Below are 17,044 nucleotides of genomic sequence, written 5' to 3'. Positions count from 1 at the left end.
GGATACACACACAACGTGGAAAATCAATCGACAACTGGTGAACTTGTGCTGGCCCGCATGAGGGAGCTGGCTGACAGCCGCACCGCTTGGCATCGCGGTCTCTGGCAGCCCGGAACGCTCGTGCTTCTCGATGAAGTCATCGAGGCGGTTCTGGCTACATGGGACGGTTCGCTTACCTCTGACGAGGCGATGAAGGACATCATCAACACCACGATGACGCAGGTGCTCCGCGACCCGGGCGTCGGCGACCAGACCGTCCGAGAGGCTCTGCACGAGCTACTCCGGCAGCTACGACCGTCCGGCAACGCCAAGTCGAAGCCAACTCCCGATCTCCAGCAGCTTCTGGACCGAACCGTCGCCCTCGCTGCGCGAAGCCGAACCGGGTACGTCCTGAGGTGGATCGAACACGTCGAGTCAGTCGGTATCGCACCAGAGCAGGTCGAGCTGGCGTCACGCCTTCTGGTCGCGCACCTCTTGGACGAGGGATTCCACCGGAATCACGTCCACGGTTGGTTGGTGGCCCAAGGGCGGAAGGTCGAGCTGGCCGCTGTGCTGCGACGGGGTAGAGAGATGCTGGTCCAGTCGCGACGTACCTTTACCTTCTGTGTGGGCGTCGTCCGAGCCCCACTCGAGGTGAGAGAGGCGCTCAAGGAACACTGGCTGGACTCCGACACTTACACCAAGCGCTTTCGAGCAGCGAACAACCCAAAGCGCCGGCCCGTGCCACGCGCCGGCGCTGGCGCCATCGAGTGGAGCGCCGAAGCTCGCGACCCTCACGCCGCGATGTATGAGCTGCTCGAGTGGCAGCAGAAACTGGTGGCGAGGGTCCAACTGGGATACGGCCAGGGAGACAAGATCGAGTTCGAGGCCGACGTGATCGACGCAACAGCCAACAAGATACGCACTCCTCTCGAGGATCGCCGCTCCATTCGTGTGCCCGCTATCCAGCGGAGCCGGCTGTTTGTCGGAGGGGCCGACAGTGGCCAACGCTTGGATGGAGCGATCGGGCTCCTCGCCTCCCATAGCGGCGAGATCCGCGGAGCATCCATCGCCTCTGTTTGGGCTGCTGCTGAAGGCCTCCTCGGACGACCGGGCGGCAAGGGGACCGATGTCGCCGACAGGCTCTCTGACATCATTACGTGCAGTTTCCCCCGAGCAGAAGTCGGAGACCTGGCCCGCGCTTGGGCGGACCACGGATCTGGCGAGCTCTTTGACGCGCTTCAAGGACTCCCCAGTGCGGATCAAGCGCGTCTGATGGCTGAACATCTAGCTAACGCAGGTGACCCAGGATTCGAGTCAGCGGCGGATCGCGCGGCCGCCGCCCGCTATATTCAACTTGCCGCAGACCCGGTGGGCGTTCTCGAACGAGTTCGGAACTACTACAACAGTGTCTGCCGGCGCCTGTACTACCACCGCAATTTCATCATGCACGCAGCAAAATTTGACTCCGTCACACTCGGCGTCAGCGTGAGAACCGCCCCGGTGCTCGTGGCTGCAGCACTCGACCGAGTGGTAAACGCCGAGCAGGGCAAGAACCCTGTGTCCCCTCTTGCGCTCGCGGCTCGAGCACAGAATGAGCTCAGCCTGGTCGGCACCACCGGCGCGCGACCCCTCCACCTGCTCCTCGACTGAGCAGCCGGTTCAGCATGGGCCACAGGCCACTTCACCTGTCACCCCGGGCTCACAACCGCCCGAGCATCGTCAAGTGATTCGACTCTTGACCAGTCCTCGTCAGCAAACGACAGCACCAGTTCTCACGCAGGAGTGAAGCCTGAATGTCGATGTGATGCCCTGAGCCAGAGCGTCACATTCGGCCTGGACAGTCGGTCGGAGCAAAGAAACGACACTTTACGCTGGCCAACGACACATTGTGATGGGCGTTCACACTTACTGTGAACGGCCACGCAAAGTGTCGCCGTGCGCCCAGTGAGCGAGCGGTGTGTCAAATAAAGTGTCGCTGAGGCTGCTCAAATAAAGTGTCGCTCTGCACAAGTCCGCGCGAATCCGCGGATCTCAGGCCCGAGATGGGGTCATCTGGTGGCGCTTGGTAATGCTGCTTCGCCTGGTGCGCCCGAACGGCCTTGATCTTCTTCACGGGCGTCCACACGGACCCGGCATGGCGGCAGCTGCTGGCGACGGCGAATTCAGCCTCTTCTTCAGGCCGTGCAGGGAACCTTCGGTTGTCGAGCCGTTCGCCTGGCCGTCTCCTCCACGCAGCTCTATTTCAGCTCGCGTACTTCTGTCGATGCATGGATCTCGACGCGCACTGTCGCAGGATGTCGGTCCCGTAGCTTGTCGCGGCTAGCTGGTTTTTGTCGATGGGTGCATTCGCTGACGCAAGCGCCTCGAGCGCGTGGTGAGTCGAGAGCTTGGGGTAGCCCAACGGATGGGGTCGCTGATGCAGCTTCCTCGTCGAGGCGTTCTACGAGTACGAGCGCTTCGTTGCGTTCGGGTCCTGGATGCGCAGCTGCGAGTTCGATGAGGCTCGCGGCGGTCTCGAGTCCATCGTCCCCTCTCGGAGGGCAGCACGGCTCCGTCAGCGTTCAGCCCTGTCCGTCGTCGACGGCTCCTCGACACGACGGTTCGCGATCGCACGGACGATCGCCAGGACGTCTTCGACGGCCACCCCGGCCGCGTCGCTCGCCTCGATGAGCGCACGCGCCCGTTCGATGACCGCTTGCGGTGCCCGCGAGGCTCCGGGGGCGACGCGGGTGCCGGCCGCGGTCCGGGTCACGACGAGACCCTCCTGTTCGAGCGCGCGATATGCCTTCGCCGCCGTGGCTTGGGCGACCGCGAAGTCCCGTGCGGTCTGCCGCACCGTCGGGAGGCGTTCGCCGTCTCCCAGCAGCCCTGACCGGATCGCGCCGCGGAAGAGTTCGGTGATCTCGTCGGCCGACAGGTGGTTCATCGAGCCGACCCGGCGAACTGGACGTCCGCGTCGGAGCGCGTTCGTGTGGCGAGCGCGGCTCTGATGGTGTCCACCGCGATTCGGAGTGCCAGAGCGACACCGGCTCCCTGGAGGACGTAGCCGGCGAGGTTCATCGGCCGGGCGATCGCGCTGTATCCGCCGTCGATGAACAGGCGCGTGTTCGAGACGTTCTCCGACACCCAGTACTCGTCGATTCCGACGAGCGATGTCCCGGCCGAGCCCACGTGCATCCAGAGCGCGCCGAGCGTGGCGGTGACGCCGGCGAGCATGATGAGCGTGAACACCCGGGCGGTCGACTCGCGGTCCGGGCGGACACTTGGCGCGGTGGACCGGGCGAGGATCGGCCGGTTGGCGTCGGTGCGGAGCACGAGGACGAGCGTCAGTGCCGCGAGCAGGATGACGATGACCGTGGCGAGGTGGTTCGGCCATCCCGAGCCGGACACGTAGCCGAACCCGTTGTTGAAGTCCGTGTAGATCGGCAGGGGCGAATAGTCGGGGACGTGTCCGAAGAACTGGCCGTTCTCAGGCGCCGACGTCGCACTGGCGATCTGCCAGGTCGCGGTCAGGAGGGCGAGCGACGCCGCGATGCCCGCGATCCACAGCGACCCCCGCGGTGCGAAGGTGTTCCACGCACGCTGCGGCGTGATCGCTCGCTCACCCGGCGCGGGCACGGGGACACGACGCAGGACGAGCGCCGCGATCACGATCACGAGGGTCGCCACGGCCAGCGGCGCCGGTCGCCGCCACCAACCGTCGTATCCGGACGCGTCGTACACGCCGACGTTCAGAGCACTCGCGAGGATCGCGGTGGCCACGATCGCGACAGCACCCGCCGTCCCTGCCCAGCAGAGCACGGCATGACGGAAGCCTCGCTCGGGCAACGAGACGATGCGACGCGGGCGCACCCAGGACAGCGCGAAGATCGCCAGCCCGAAGGTCAGCGCGTTCTCGAAGGGCAGGATCTGCTTGACCTCGAACAGCAGCATGAGGAGTGTCGTGAGCATCGGTACCTCGCAGAACGTCGAACGGAGCGCAGTGCGCCTTGTGCTGACAAGGTAGCACAAACTTGTACTGGGCACGCAGCTCAAGATCGCGTCGGACTGCGCCCTCGCGAATGTCGTTCACGACGCCTACGGTCAACCTCCTTTTGACACTGATCTGCTGCGGCGGCTCGCCTTGCACGAAGAGGACGAGGACGATCGGATGATTCGCACGACACCGTCCGTGTCTCTCAGTCGAGAGCTCCGCATCATCGAACTCAAGGTCGATGCGCACCTCGCGAAGCGACACTGCAACTGGATTCGTGACTCGCGGCCGAAAACTTGCTACAGCGCCCGCCACCCCTTCGAGAAGCGCGGAGACAGGGTCCGCGAAAGCTCCAGATCGGTTGTTGTGGGGTCGGCTCAGTTGAGGGCGGCCTTCACTTGTTCTACATTCAGCGCGCCCCCGAACTTCGACGGGTGGAACTCGATCACTGTGTGGCGGGCAAGCCGCCTCTGCGCGAAAGGGTCGGCTGCGACCGCGTTCTCAAGATCTTCGCGAAGTCCAGCGGCGAGGATTACTCCACCGGTTCGTGGTTCGCGTCGCCCCGATGCAAGAAACAGACCGCTCCGATAGTTCTCGTCCAGCCACGTGGCATGGTCGGCGAGCGCAGCATCGATTTCTGTCAGGTCGGCAAGGTAATCAAGGATCACGACGAACATGCCCCCTATTAGATCAGGGCCTACGATCCGTCAGCTGCGACACCTCGGTCAAGCCTTCACGGGTCTCGCGGCTCCGGGGTCACGGCCTTGATCCCGTGCCGATACCGGTAAATTGTGCCCTCGAGCATCGTTCTCGCGTCCGAGATCTTCCGCCCCGGCCGAGCCGTCGGCCTCGGCAAGATCTCCTCGATCAGAGACCACTGGGCATCAGAAAGCAACTGAGACCGCGACTCGACTCCAGACTCTCAGCCGATCCCGTCAACCTTTTTCAGACACGCCCTAGCCGTTTCCGGCGGTGGGATGGGCGCAGGCGCCCTTCTCGATGTGAGCGCGCAGGTCGCGAATATAGGGGATCATGCCCACTTGATCCACCAGCTCCAGCTGACCAGTTTCTGTCGGGTGCGCCCAGAGCACTGCCTGAATAGCATCTGCGTCGAGCGGAACGAATCGTAGGTGCTTAGAGACTTCCAGGGCCTCCTCGTCACGCCCGAGCAGGTGCAGGAGGAGGGTCCGGTTCCCGATGGAGACCGTGCCCCCGCCTCGTGGGAGTTCAGCGGAGCGCGTGAAGCTCTTCAGGGCCGCCTCGTACTGCATTCCGCCCATCTGACAGAAGCCCAGGTTGTTCCAGGCCTCGGCGTCCGCCGGTCGAAGTTCAATCACGCCGGCGAAGATCTTGGCGGCGCGTTCCCATGCTCCTTCCCGAAGCGCCTGTTCGGCTTCAGAGATGAAGAGCGACGGCACGATGCCTTTGTATCGTGGCATCCTCGGGCGGGCGTCAGAGACAGCGACGAGCGCCCGCTCCCCGGCGGTCCGATTATCGATGGTGCGCTCGTTGAGGATGCGGTCTGGGCACAGCGCAGCGATCGTGGCGGGGTCACACCGCCACTCTTCGATCAGCGACGATGCGTGCCAATCATCGAGGTCGGTGACCGTGAACCGCTCCCAAATCCACTTGCCCTCGATGTCGTCGCGATGCATTGGCAGCGCGGTGAACATCTCCGCGTGTTCCGGGGCCGTGATACTGAACGCCGCGGTGAGGTCGGTCTCGAAGAGATGGTCGAACCATGCCGCGACCCGTAGCGCGAACTCTCGTGACATCGCGTGGTGATATTCGGGGGTGCCTGACAGGAACGAGTCGATCATGATGTCGGTGACGTCAGCGGCGAGGAGCGGTCCCCATAGCTCTCGAATTCTTGCGGGCGTGTGCGTGGGAGCGGTCAGGGCGGAGCGTTCGCTGGCGTCTTCCCAGCGGACAACGCTTGCTTCGAGCAGGGTGAACCATCGAAGGCCCGTGCCGGAGATCGCTTCCTCGATGTCGCTGGTGTTACCTGGGGCGGTGAGACCTGCGCGTTTCAGAACGAAGAGCTGCAGACTCAACCGCACTGCAGTGGCGATCTCAGCGGTGAGTCCACCTCGCACGATGCGTTCCATGTTCAGTCCGCGGCGACTAAGTTCACCCCAAATGACCTCCGACATGTACGGATTCGGCTGCTCGGAGGACGTCACGGCGCCGAGCACTTGCTCCTCGAGGCCAAGCAGCAGCGCTGAGACACCCTGCTCCGAGAGCGGTCGTCCGCGTTGACGCAAGTGCTGTTCAGCCGCGTCGAACGGCTGGGCTCCTGAAACCGAACGGATCGGCAGCTCGCGACCGTGCATGACGAGCCCGCCGACGTTGCCGTTGCGCACATTGCGCGGTTCGGCTCCGCGCGAGGTCGCGATGTCTCGGCACTGCTCCTCGCACGATGCCCGCCCGCTATCGACGGAGTAGAAGGGGCATGACGGAGTCAGGAGCGGCAGAGTACATGCGTCTGAGTAGCTGACGAGGGCATCGAGGAGAATGCGCTGCTCTGCTTGGGATTCCACGGCGACTCTGTCTCAGTTCGGGTGGGGCGTGATCGACACGACGGTGATCGTGTTCGAGCCCGGCCCGTAGTGCCAGAAGATCCGCCAGGCGCCGGGTGTGTGATTTTCGACGTATGAGTCCCACACTTCCTCACCCTGGGATCCTGAGAGTGACGAGTACTTGTGCGAGTGCAACGAGGGATACCGCGGGTCCAGTTCCAGACGAGCTAGGGCTCGCTGCACCTTCCGCAGCTTCTTTTGCTGAGCAGGGGTGTTGAGTGCCTGCACCTGCGCATCCGCTTCCCTCGTGAATTTGAGTTCGAATGCCATCTACGCGACCGGGTTGGCTTCCGTCCCAGGCTCAGCGTCCTCGTCGCCATCTTCGTCGAGGTACTGAGCGAAGCTCCCGCGGCTGACGACATCGCCTGCCGCGCTCTGTTCCAGCCCTCGAGCCAGCGAGGAGCGGATCGCCTCGTTTTCCCATACGAGGAGCTCGCGTTTCGGGATGCTCACCAGGGGCGTGAGGAGGATCTCCCCGTCGTCGTTCATCGCGACCGCGTAGCGGTCATCCTGACGCACCCCCGCCTTCCCGAACGGTATGCGGGCGCGCCCGTCGGCAGTCACTTCACCGATGGCCTTGAATGCTTGCGTGTTCACTGTTCCTCCTTCGCCCATGATACGCATCCGTTCCAGGTGGGCAATACCCACATTGACACAATGTGGTCAATGTGGATCGAACGCACGGCGTCCTCCAACCCTGCGAAAAGCTCGGTGCGGCGCGCCTTGACGTGCCCCGGCGTTCGGATCGCCGGACCGCCGACCTCGGATCTGGCGCCCTCTGGGAAGGCACAGGATACGATGCAGACGCTGGCCGGACGATCGCGCCTCCGCGCCTCGCTGTCCGCCGTGGTCCGTTCACGGTGGGGCGATCACCGACGGCTTTCGAGCGACGGAGGAAGCGATGACGCACAATACGGTGGACTACCGGGCTGTGATTCGGGAACTGCTGGCGATCTGGGCTGCTCAGAACAAACAGACGGTAATCACCCGCACGGATTTGCATGATGCGAGTGTGCCGGTCCTGGTTCGTGGACTGACCGCGCACGCTGTTGATTGCGCAGGTGGCGTCCTCACTCTTTACCAGAACCACCAACCGGTGCCTGCGATCCCGGTCGTGCGCGCGCTCATGGAGGACGCCACCTCCGCTATTTGGTTGATCGTCGATGAGAAAGCTTGGAAGTCCTTCATCGGTTTCGGCGCCGTCACCCGACGTAAGGCCCTGAACAGTCTGCTGCAGCTTGATCCGAGTGATCTCCTTGTCGCGGATCGATTGGCCGAGACGGACGACATCCTCGACCGGCTTGGCAGCCCCTCCGGATACAAAATCGACCAGCGCATGATGAAGATCGAAGGCGCAGAGAACTGGTACCTGATGTACCGAGCTATGTCAGCGATGACGCACGCCGATTCCGGAGTCGTCGATCTCTACACGGCGCACAACCCGGAGAATCCCCTCGGTGTTGCGTTCCGCAACCACGCCGCATTCTCCAACGCGAACAGCTACATCGGAGTCGCTGCCACCATGCTCCTGCTCACGCTCATTGCCTGGGACACCTGTCAGTCCGATCATCCCGATCACGAGCGTCTCACCGCGATCGCGACAGACCTGGGAGTCCAGTCCAGTTTCTCCCTCAGGCACTAGCCGTTGGCACGCCGCGGTTGGCGGGCCTCGGGCTTATTGTTCCCGGACGCGCCGGCGATGCAAGAGCTCCCGCTCAAGCTCCGTCCGCCAGGCGAAGTACGCAGCAGGATCGGCGACCTCCGCCGGAGCGATCGAGGTTTGCGTCGAAACAGCGCTGTCGATCGGCGCCTCACCGTGACCGTTCCACCCCACGAGAACCCGGCCGACCGCGGTCATGTCACGGGTCAGTGGTGTCATGAATTCGTCATACAGCACCGACAACCAGTTCGACTTGGTGCGCTCCTCGTGCGACAGCTGCGACACCATCCGCTTCATGGTGTACCAGCGACCACTCGCCTCCCGACTGAAGGATCGAACGATGTCGTAACGTGGAAGGATCAGTTCCGCCTGCTCAATCGCATCGTCCAACGATCGGCCACCCGGCGGGTCGGAAGCGAGGTCCCAGAGCGCATCCCTGAGGCCGTATTGTCCGGCATCACGCATGGGGAGCTGCTCCGCAGTGGCGAGCAAGGTTCTGCCCAGAACGTCCGCAGCAGCTGAGCGCCGTTCGGCAAGACGTGCTTCACGATCAGACTCGAGCTGGGCGGCTACGAGCTCACGGTCGTGACGCAATTGACGCCGAAACAGGAACAGCGCACCGGTGAAGGCGACAATTGTGCCGAACGTCGCCTGCAGCAGACCTGCCACCCACGCGGGCGAGGACAGTTCCACCCACAGCGCTTCGAACCAATTCACGTGACCTCCGTCGTCGGTATGGAGCCTGACAGCTCCGCAGGTGCCCTCTTGTCGCCCAGCGATTTCAACAGCGCTGATCCCGCGCTCACCAGTAGATCGCGATGATCTCGCCCGCGAGCTGCGGCCCGGTAGGAACGATCGGGCGCGACACCGGTGCCTGCGTGGCTGCGGGGCTGATGCGAGAGCCGTCGGACCCGATGCCGGCCGCCGCGCACGCGGTTTCGCGGAATTCACCGAGCTGATCCGCCGTCCAGTTCTCCAGGTATGTCCGAGAGAAGAGCGATTCGACGTAGGAGAACGTCTCGTTCATGACCGACGTGGTGCGTGATCGCATCGCCACCACTGTGAGGCGGCCGATGCTGTCTACATCCGTTTCGGGCAGAGGCCCGCTGCAGATCTGTTGCGCATAGACGGTGAAGGCTTCGCGCACCGCAGAGGCATCGTCATCGGGCTGAGCGGCCGGCGCTGTCAAGTATCCATCAAGGCCGTGGATGACGTTGTCGATCATGTCGACGCCGGGCAGGCCTTCGATCCCGCGAATCGCGTTGAAGAGCTTCAACGGAGACCAGTTGCGAACAACGGTGTTATCGCTGAGGCGCACCAGGGCCGTGCACTCGAGACCGTCGAACAGCATTCGCCGCAGATCAGTCCAGTAGTTCGCAACGTCGGTGAGGGCAACGAGAGAAAGCGGAGTCACGCCAGGAGTGAGCTTCGAGAGGGTCCCGTCGGTCTCGTTCCACCCCCAGTCCAGTACTTCGGCCTCAATGGGCACCTGCCCGATCAGCAGTTCCTGCAGGAGGCGCGCGGTGACTTCCATCTCCGAGGCGGGCCCATCCTCTGACAACCGACCAACCGAGTCGAGGAACGATGCAAACCGGTACAACTTGTGCGCCTGGAGACGGATCCGCACCTCGACGAGCTGCCCACGTTCAAGGCCTCCGGATGGTGCGCTTGCTTCGCTGCCACGCCACAGCGAGGCGCCCCCAGTCACACTCGCCGAGGTGTCTCGTGCGGCGCGAACCTCGGCGTTCAAGAAGTCTCGGAACATCGACTGCTTTGACACCAGCCGCTCGACTTCACGCCCTGCCGTGGCGGAGCCGCGGACGCGACCCTCCGCCTGAAAACCCACGGACGCGGGAATCGAGTAGGAACCACCGACCATGACCTCAGCTTCGCGGCTTCGAGTCTCCGACTCAGTGATCTTCACCGCTTCCGCGCCGTATCGGGCGACATAGAGGCTGCGCAGCGCGGTGTCGTCGAGGTACACGAACTGCCGCAGCTCGCCGAGGGGTTCGGCGAACCGCTGCAATTTCTTGATCTTCTTCAGCGCCGCAGCGCGGCGGCGCGCCAGCCGTCCAGCGAGGATGCGATCGAGGAACTTGTTGGTCATGCGGTGTGCCCGTTCTGTCGTGCCTTGCGTTCGCGTGCGTGATCGAATCCAGCGAGGAAGAAGTCGTTCCGGATCGCGGTGCGACCGGCTTTCACCGTCAGTTCACCCGCATGCTCCCACACGCCCTGCAGGTCCGCGGCGCTCCAGTCAGCGGTGGCTGCAGCGACGTGTTCGTAGTCGAGACGTCCGGCAGTGTGGTGGTTCCCGCCCTGCAAGATCGCCAGCCGGCCTGCTTCATCTGGCCGCTCGAAGCGGAGCTCTCGGCTGAACCGCCCGGTGCGGCGCAGGGCGGGGTCGATGTCGTGCACTCGGTTCGTCGTCCCAATGGTGATGACGTTGTCGCGGTTTCCCGCGCCGTCGAGATTGGTCAGGAACACGTGCACGAGGCGAGAGCCGTAGTCATTGTCGGAGCCTCTGTCCTTCATCAAGGTGTCGATTTCATCAATGAACACCAGGGCAACCTCGTGTGTGGACGCGTGCTCGTAGATGGCTTCCAGTCGGCCTTCACTCTCGCCCTGGAGGTGGCCGCCGAGGCTCGCGGCGGTCACCATGTAGAACGCAGCTCCGGCTTCCTTCGCCATGATCTGAGCGAGCATGGTCTTGCCGGTACCTGGCGGGCCCTCGAAGAGGATGCCTCGGATCGGTCGAACCCGCAGGTCACGGAGCTTCTGGCGAGCGGCGTGCTGCATCTGCACGCGAACGATGTCCTGCGCCTCGGCGCGGATCCAGTCAAACCCTGCGAACTGCTCCCAGGACAGCGCATCGTCCACTGCCGTGAGGAGCTTTCCCGGGTCGAAGTCGTCGCCTCGGTCAATTCGAACCGGCTCCGGCTCGACCGGAGTGGGAGCGATTACCCGCAAGACCTCTTCGCGGGCATCGAACTCGACCGTGTTGCCCGGGGCCAGTTCCATTCCGGACGGCACAGCGAGGTTCTTCTGTCCCAGCGCGGCGGAGACGACTGCTCGCCCGCCACTCAGGAGCTGCACGATACCCACCTCGAGCTGTGGGTGCCAATCGGCTTCCTCGCCCCTCGTCCACTGGTTGTTGGCGCAGAGGACCACATCTCCAGCGACCGGTAGCGGATCAATGGCTACCAAGGCATCCCCGACTGGTTGAACGAAACCGTTGACGAGCCGGATGACCGCCTGCCTGCCGGCATCGCCCATCCGCTCCACCTTCGCAACCAGCGTTCCTAGCTGCGGTACTGATGTCGCCACGTCGCCTTCCCCTGTCCTTCACTACCGCCAAAATTCGCCGACACCACTCACGATCCGACTAAGACTTCAGCCAGCGCACCCGCTCCGGCGTTGGGACCCGTCCTCCAGTTCCCACCGGAGCTGTGCGCCTCAACCTCCCCAGCTGCCCCGACCGCCAGCGTCCGCGCCACGGTGCACCGTGCGCCACCACACTCAGACACCGAAGAGCACGGCGAACCCCGCCCACAACCCCCGGCGCTCACGTGCAGGAAACACTACTCGCCATCTTTGGAACAATACAACCAAAAATATGAGAATATGGAACGTGGATGTGCTCCAGGCGAAAGAAGTGGGTCAGCGTATGGGTTCCCGGCGGCGCGGGTCGGAAGTCGGCACCTGGGTCAGCAGCTCCGCCGCCAGCTGACGGGTCGTTAAGGGTGGACAACATCGCGGTCCTGGTAATCAACAATCGGGATCTGCTCCGCATGGTCGCAACCAACACCACCGGGCGTTTCGGCACCATCCGCATTGTGGATAACGCCCTCAGTGAATCAGCTTCTCTGCGCCCGCTTGGTACGAAACCTGACTCAGAGACGGTCGATGGGCACGCGCTCGCTTCGGACGACGTCGGAGCCGGGGAGCCTTGTATGGTCGCGAACCCGGAGGATCTGTTCAGGCTTGCCGACCTTGATGCCGACGCCTTGCATGCAGCGAGCACCCGCGGGAACGGATTTGTCCTCCAGGGCATCTCCATTCCCCAACTCGTCGAGGCGATTCGCGCCGTGTCATCGGCAGACTTGAGGCCGTCGCCTCGGACGGTCCTTCGACCGCATGGGCATCATCGCGGGGAGCCGCTTCCTCCGGCAGCGGTGCGCAATGACAAGCCGACGGTAGGCCTGACGCCGCGAGAGAGATCCGTGCTGCTCGCGATGGCTCGAGGACGCTCAAATGCTGAAATCAGCCAGGACCTGTTCATCACGGAAGCCACCGTCAAGACCCATGTCGGCAAGATACTCACCAAACTTGCCGTCCGCGATCGCCTGCAGGCCGTCGTTTGGGCCTACCAAAACGGGGTGGCGTGACGTTTCGAATGACCGCAAGCTGTTCGCACTGACACCCATCAGGACGGCAGCACTCAGCACTGTCTTCCTGACCGAGTTCGGTGTGCCGCCGCAGGTCATCGACCGCGCCATGACTCGGGGCTTCTCCCTCCCACCCGAGAGCTGACGGCGCGCTCAGGGCGCAGTGGAATCGTCCAAGTCAAGTGGGGACGAGCCGCACACGCGCGCGGGGATCATCGGTCGAAATAAGCTTCGCATCCACGCCCGACTCGATGGGCGCCCCCTCGACGCCATCGGCGACAGTGTTCTTCACTAACTTGATCTGCCGTTGCTCGAGAGTGATGAGCGCCACGTTCGATCACTCTCCGATGGAATTGACCCCGCTACATCGACAGGCCGGCTCATGCTCCACCTGATCGCCGCCCTGGCCGAGTACGAGCGCGAGCTCATCGTCAAACGCGTGAACACTGTCATCGCCGCAGCACACCAATCGGCCTCGAGGTTCCGGGGCCTGCGGGCCGACCAGCGCCACGGCGAGGTGAAGTCTTGAGCCGACGCTCAGTGGCGCAACCCGAAGATGCTATTCAGGTCATCTAAGCATCAATATTGATGTATCTGAACTTAATCGCAATACTGAACTCAGTGGTGAATGACGAATGTTGCGGTGCGCTAGGCGCGCAGTCGTGGCGGTTCCCCAAGTGAACTGGACGCGCTCCGAGACTGGGGTGTGCTGACGGATGGTTCCGAGCACACAGCTGTACCAATATTGGGCGCCTTCGTTGGTCGGCGAGTTCAAGTCTTGGGGTGTGGGCATGGTTGACGAAGAAGACGAGCGAGTTTTGCATGCATTGTTGGTGTTGCGGTTGCGGTTGCATGGCGGAGTGGGGGCAACTGCTGAGAGTCTTGCGGCGGCGGAGGTGACTGTGGAGCGGTGGCACACGTTGGCTCATGCCGCGGCTTCTGAGTTAAGGCGTCCGGTGAGGACCTTTGCACATCGGGACAGCGTCTGGGCGCAGTTGGAGGACTGGCCGGCGAATGAGCTCGAGGAAACACTGCATCGGGCGCAGCTGGGTCGTGCTCCCGAGGCGGCCACCCTGCTGTCGGCACTCGATGAGCGAGTGGACAACGCAGACGTGGCGCATTTGTTCTCCAGCCGAGGCGACGGGGCCGGGAGTGATCGAGAGGCGGGGCGGAACGAATAGGCCCCCTCACCCGCCCGGATGTTGGCGTCCGGTCGACCGCGTGAGCATCATCATGGGGAAGCGGTGCGACAGCGCAGCGGCCGGCGGACAGCCCGAGCACGCTCCATGCGCAGGATGTTGACGCTGTACCCGCGGGAGCGCTGCTTCCCCCGGAGCTGCGACCGGCCTGCATTCGCCTTGCGATCCCCTCCCGGACACGGCAGGTCCTCTGCGACTTCGCAGCCTGCAACGGCCAGCAGCATTCGCGCCTCAAGGGGGCTTGAAGTCGATGACGGCGGCTGGAGACCGTCTCAGGCCGTTCGAGCACGCGGTGGGTGTTGAAACTCGACTCGCACGCGAAGACCGCCGTCAGCGTTCGGGGTGAGACCGATCGTGCCGTGGTGCGCGGCAACAATGCTGTTCACAATCGTCAGCCCGAGCCCGCGCGACCCGGAGGCACCGGAGGCCACTCGGCCCTCGTCGCGGTAGAAGGGTTCCATGAGACGCCCGACACGGTCCTTAGAAAGGATTGCTCCGGAATTAGAGACCTCGATATATGCGCGAACGCCGGCCAGCCCGGCGGTGAGGCCGGATCGGATTGAGATGCTTCCGCCATCTATGTTGTGGCGCACCGCGTTGTGCAGGAGGTTGCCAAGCAGTTGGGCGAGCAATTGCGGGTCTGCTTCGATCTCGGCAGGTCGAGTATCGATGCTGATCCTGATGCCACGTGCGGATGCTTCACGGTCGACGTCGCGGAAGGCGTCCGCAATGAACGACTGGAGGTCGCAGTTTGTTGTCTCGAGGTCGCCTCGGTCGAGGTCGGCTAGATCGAGGATCGCTTCAACCGTGTCAATGCTGCGAGTGTTGGTCTCCCGGAGCTGGTCGAGAACGTGCATCATGTTGCCGTCGAGGCCGCTGTCGCGTTTCGCGACGTCGAGTATCGTCTGCGTGATGGCGAGCGGCGTGCGTAGTTCGTGCGAGGCGTTGGCTGCGAAGCGTTGCTGCGCCTGAAATGCTCTTCCGAGCCGTTCCAGCATGTGGTCGAAGGTGTCAGAGAGCTCAGTGATTTCGTCTCGAGGGCCGGCGAGTGCGACGCGGTGGTCGAACGTCCCAGTGGCCGCTCGCTGTGCTGCGGCGGTGATCTCTTGCAACGGTTTGAGCATACGTCCAGAGATGATCCAGCCCGCGCCCGCACTCAACCCGGCGAGCAAGACCAGAACGAGCGCTGATGCTGCGAGGAGTGTGTTGAGGATGTCGGACTGATCCGAGACCACCAAGGCCGGCGAAACGAAGGCCTCAGGGGTAACTTCCGGCGAAGCTTGGACATACTCTTTCGTCGAACGCAGGTCCTCGACATCAACCGCGCGAATCGCATAGGTGGGAACGTATCGCATGAAGAGGTAGATACTCGCGAGCATGATCGCGCCCGCTACCGTAAACAGCGCCGTGTAGGTCAGAGTCAACCTGGCTCGCACGGTGAGACGGCGTGGTCTACCGTGCAGCTGGGCGCCATCGACCGCGGAACTCACGCGAGGACCTCGTCAATCTTGTAACCACTACCGGGGACGGTTTGAATGACCCAGGGCACACCCAGCCGCCTACGCAGGTTTGAGACCGTGACGCGGATCGTGTTCGTGAACGGGTCCGCGCGCTCGTCCCATGCCTTTTCGAGGAGCATCTCCGCACTGACAACTCCACCGTCGGCGAGGAGTAGCTGTTCGAGGACCGCGAACTCTTTCCGAGATAGCCGCACGTCGACGCCATCCCGAGTGACCTCCCGGCGGAATGGATCCAGACGGATCCCGGCGCGTTCCAGAACCGGCGGGCGCGCATCGACCGTGCGGCGGGCGAGCGCGCGCAGCCGAGCCACAAGCTCCGGGAACTCAAACGGCTTCACAAGATAGTCGTCGGCGCCGAGCCGCAGTCCCGACACCGTATGGTCGAGCCCTCTCGCTGCGGTGAGCATCAGCACTCGCACCGCTGGGTAGTCGGCCACGACGCGGCGACAGACCTCATCACCGTGGACGACGGGCAGGTCTCGATCAAGAATGAGTGCGTCGTAGGCGGACACGGAGATGGCTTCGAGGGCGCTAGCGCCATCGTGAGTAATGTCGGCGGCGATTGCCTCGTGCCCGAGCCCGGACCGGATCGCTTTCGCGAGGTAGACCTCGTCCTCCACAATCAGGACCCGCACATGTACTCCTTCGTTCTATTCTCTGAAACATTTTAATGTAAGTATCTCAAAGCGAATGTAGTGATATCGTAAAGAGAGCTGTGAACGAGTAGGTCGGGAGCGAGTCTCGCGCAGGTGATGCGAGCACTTCTGCCCCATCAATGCGCGTGGACAAGTGCCAGGCACTACCGCTGTTCGATGCCCGGATGTGCTCGTGGGCGGGCGCAGAGCGTTCGGGACCGCCCTCGTCGACCTCATCCGCTCGGGGTGACGACGAGTGCAGACAAATTCAGTTGCGCTGTGGCAGTCACCTACAGGCAGCGGCTCGAGGCTTTCCAAGCGTGACCGACCCAGACGCGCCGGTCAGCGCGCCTGGGTCGGTCTCCCGCTTATTCGCGGCGAGGTACGGTTCCCGACGCGCCTCCGTCTAGCCCTCGACGGTCACTGCTCCGCTGCCGCCGGAGGTGATCCCGCAGGCCTCGAACACCTCGTCGGGGGCATCCGTCGGAAGGGAAAATCCTTCCCCGTCTTTTGGATCGGGCACATCGAGTCCGTGGTCGCGGAAGCACTGTGCCATCTCCAACATCTCTGCCTTCGACTCGGCTTCGCTCTGCACTCCTCCTGGGGGAGCCGGCGGGGTGCCGAGTTTATTCGTGCATGTGTTGGATGCCGCGTTCATCGCGTCGGCGTTGTCTTGGTCGAACTTCGGTGAGATGGCTTGACCTGACTCTGGGTCTGGGTAGTCGATACCCTCGTCTCGCATGCACTGCGCGTAAGCGAGTTGGTAGTCGTCGAAGCTGAGTTGACTGCCGCTGCTGGGTTTTGAGTCGGCGGTGCTGCAGGCGGTCAGCGCGCCGATCAAGAGCGGCAAAGCCAGCAGGATCGCGAGCGACTTCCGGCGAGGTGTTCCGGGAGGGGCGAGGGTGTGGTCGATGGACATGTGGCGCCTTTCTGGTGATCAGGTTTGTGGCTGCGATGCGGTCGGGCCGTCATCAGGTGGTTCCACTCCAGCAGTTGCCGTGTTGCCAGAGCATCAAAGGAATGTCCAGCGAGCAACACGTTTGAGCCGCGCGAGACGTGCCAGAGTGCCGACTGACAACGCGATATCGTTCACCGCCTACGGGCAGCGTCT

The 17,044-nt window shown here is 63.4% G+C and carries 18 protein-coding genes; 4 read left to right on the top strand and 14 right to left on the bottom strand.

Features of this window, described 5'->3' with window-relative positions; all coding sequences use genetic code 11:
- The first annotated feature begins 15 nt into the window (after positions 1 to 15).
- On the top strand, positions 16 to 1,632 hold the full coding sequence (locus B9Y95_RS09520) for a hypothetical protein (protein WP_143736417.1): 1,617 nt from the start codon (positions 16 to 18) through the stop codon (positions 1,630 to 1,632).
- A 904-nt stretch (positions 1,633 to 2,536) separates the two neighbouring features.
- Here the strand turns inward: B9Y95_RS09520 and B9Y95_RS09515 are convergent.
- The 7 genes from B9Y95_RS09515 to B9Y95_RS09485 form a co-directional block, all read right to left on the bottom strand.
- On the bottom strand, positions 2,537 to 2,908 hold the full coding sequence (locus B9Y95_RS09515) for a GntR family transcriptional regulator (protein ID WP_085511615.1): 372 nt from the start codon (positions 2,906 to 2,908) through the stop codon (positions 2,537 to 2,539).
- On the bottom strand, positions 2,905 to 3,933 hold the full coding sequence (locus tag B9Y95_RS09510) for a hypothetical protein (RefSeq protein ID WP_085511614.1): 1,029 nt from the start codon (positions 3,931 to 3,933) through the stop codon (positions 2,905 to 2,907). Before B9Y95_RS09510 ends, B9Y95_RS09515 begins: the two co-directional genes overlap by 4 nt.
- Before the next feature lie 399 nt (positions 3,934 to 4,332).
- On the bottom strand, positions 4,333 to 4,632 hold the full coding sequence (locus B9Y95_RS09505) for a YciI family protein (protein ID WP_085511613.1): 300 nt from the start codon (positions 4,630 to 4,632) through the stop codon (positions 4,333 to 4,335).
- Positions 4,633 to 4,688: 56 nt separating this feature from the next.
- On the bottom strand, positions 4,689 to 4,850 hold the full coding sequence (locus tag B9Y95_RS09500; RefSeq protein ID WP_085511612.1) for a transposase: 162 nt from the start codon (positions 4,848 to 4,850) through the stop codon (positions 4,689 to 4,691).
- A 61-nt stretch (positions 4,851 to 4,911) separates the two neighbouring features.
- Entirely contained in the window at positions 4,912 to 6,495 is a 1,584-nt protein-coding gene (locus tag B9Y95_RS09495; protein WP_085511611.1) for a tetratricopeptide repeat protein, read from the bottom strand.
- A gap of 12 nt (positions 6,496 to 6,507) precedes the next feature.
- A complete protein-coding gene (locus B9Y95_RS09490; protein ID WP_085511610.1) occupies positions 6,508 to 6,804 on the bottom strand; it encodes a type II toxin-antitoxin system RelE family toxin in 297 nt (98 codons plus the stop codon).
- Positions 6,805 to 7,131: a hypothetical protein gene (locus B9Y95_RS09485; protein ID WP_234994045.1), complete on the bottom strand. Its 327-nt coding sequence runs from the start codon at positions 7,129 to 7,131 to the stop codon at positions 6,805 to 6,807. It abuts the gene before it with no gap.
- A 304-nt stretch (positions 7,132 to 7,435) separates the two neighbouring features.
- Between B9Y95_RS09485 and B9Y95_RS09480 the strand changes: the two genes are divergently transcribed.
- Complete coding sequence (locus tag B9Y95_RS09480; RefSeq protein ID WP_085511609.1) at positions 7,436 to 8,176, top strand: DUF5677 domain-containing protein; 741 nt, start codon at positions 7,436 to 7,438, stop codon at positions 8,174 to 8,176.
- A gap of 33 nt (positions 8,177 to 8,209) precedes the next feature.
- Here the strand turns inward: B9Y95_RS09480 and B9Y95_RS09475 are convergent, their stop codons facing one another.
- From B9Y95_RS09475 to B9Y95_RS09465, 3 genes are all read right to left on the bottom strand, one after another.
- Positions 8,210 to 8,911 (bottom strand): sensor histidine kinase, encoded by a 702-nt coding sequence (locus B9Y95_RS09475; protein ID WP_085511608.1) that lies wholly within the window; start codon positions 8,909 to 8,911, stop codon positions 8,210 to 8,212.
- A gap of 85 nt (positions 8,912 to 8,996) precedes the next feature.
- Positions 8,997 to 10,301 (bottom strand): DUF6414 family protein, encoded by a 1,305-nt coding sequence (locus B9Y95_RS09470; protein WP_085511607.1) that lies wholly within the window; start codon positions 10,299 to 10,301, stop codon positions 8,997 to 8,999.
- The gene (locus tag B9Y95_RS09465; RefSeq protein WP_143736415.1) at positions 10,298 to 11,518 is read right to left on the bottom strand and encodes an AAA family ATPase; all 1,221 of its coding nucleotides are present in this window, start codon (positions 11,516 to 11,518) and stop codon (positions 10,298 to 10,300) included. Before B9Y95_RS09465 ends, B9Y95_RS09470 begins: the two co-directional genes overlap by 4 nt.
- A gap of 416 nt (positions 11,519 to 11,934) precedes the next feature.
- Between B9Y95_RS09465 and B9Y95_RS09460 the strand changes: the two genes are divergently transcribed.
- Positions 11,935 to 12,579: a response regulator transcription factor gene (locus tag B9Y95_RS09460; RefSeq protein WP_159453372.1), complete on the top strand. Its 645-nt coding sequence runs from the start codon at positions 11,935 to 11,937 to the stop codon at positions 12,577 to 12,579.
- A gap of 178 nt (positions 12,580 to 12,757) precedes the next feature.
- On the opposite strand, the gene B9Y95_RS21015 is transcribed toward B9Y95_RS09460, so the two are convergent.
- Positions 12,758 to 12,910, bottom strand: a complete 153-nt coding sequence (locus B9Y95_RS21015) for a hypothetical protein (protein WP_234994074.1) — start codon at positions 12,908 to 12,910, stop codon at positions 12,758 to 12,760.
- Between B9Y95_RS21015 and B9Y95_RS21010 the strand changes: the two genes are divergently transcribed.
- Positions 12,887 to 13,108 (top strand): recombinase family protein, encoded by a 222-nt coding sequence (locus B9Y95_RS21010; protein ID WP_234994040.1) that lies wholly within the window; start codon positions 12,887 to 12,889, stop codon positions 13,106 to 13,108. The two genes, B9Y95_RS21015 and B9Y95_RS21010, sit on opposite strands and share 24 nt — an antisense overlap.
- A gap of 942 nt (positions 13,109 to 14,050) precedes the next feature.
- Here B9Y95_RS21010 and B9Y95_RS09445 read toward each other — a convergent pair.
- The 3 genes from B9Y95_RS09445 to B9Y95_RS09435 all read right to left on the bottom strand — a co-directional run bounded on the left by B9Y95_RS09445 (position 14,051) and on the right by B9Y95_RS09435 (position 16,852).
- Complete coding sequence (locus B9Y95_RS09445) at positions 14,051 to 15,202, bottom strand: sensor histidine kinase (RefSeq protein WP_143736413.1); 1,152 nt, start codon at positions 15,200 to 15,202, stop codon at positions 14,051 to 14,053.
- Between the two features lie 62 nt (positions 15,203 to 15,264).
- The gene (locus B9Y95_RS09440) at positions 15,265 to 15,933 is read right to left on the bottom strand and encodes a response regulator transcription factor (protein WP_085511601.1); all 669 of its coding nucleotides are present in this window, start codon (positions 15,931 to 15,933) and stop codon (positions 15,265 to 15,267) included.
- A 406-nt stretch (positions 15,934 to 16,339) separates the two neighbouring features.
- Positions 16,340 to 16,852 carry a hypothetical protein gene (locus B9Y95_RS09435; RefSeq protein ID WP_085511600.1) on the bottom strand — a complete coding sequence of 171 codons (513 nt, stop codon included), beginning with the start codon at positions 16,850 to 16,852 and terminating at the stop codon, positions 16,340 to 16,342.
- Between the last annotated feature and the right edge of the window lie 192 nt (positions 16,853 to 17,044).

This window comes from Plantibacter flavus (assembly GCF_900177615.1).
GTDB lineage: Bacteria > Actinomycetota > Actinomycetes > Actinomycetales > Microbacteriaceae > Plantibacter > Plantibacter flavus.
Note: the sequence above shows the minus strand (reverse complement) of the source record. Positions and strands in the feature narration are given on the sequence as shown.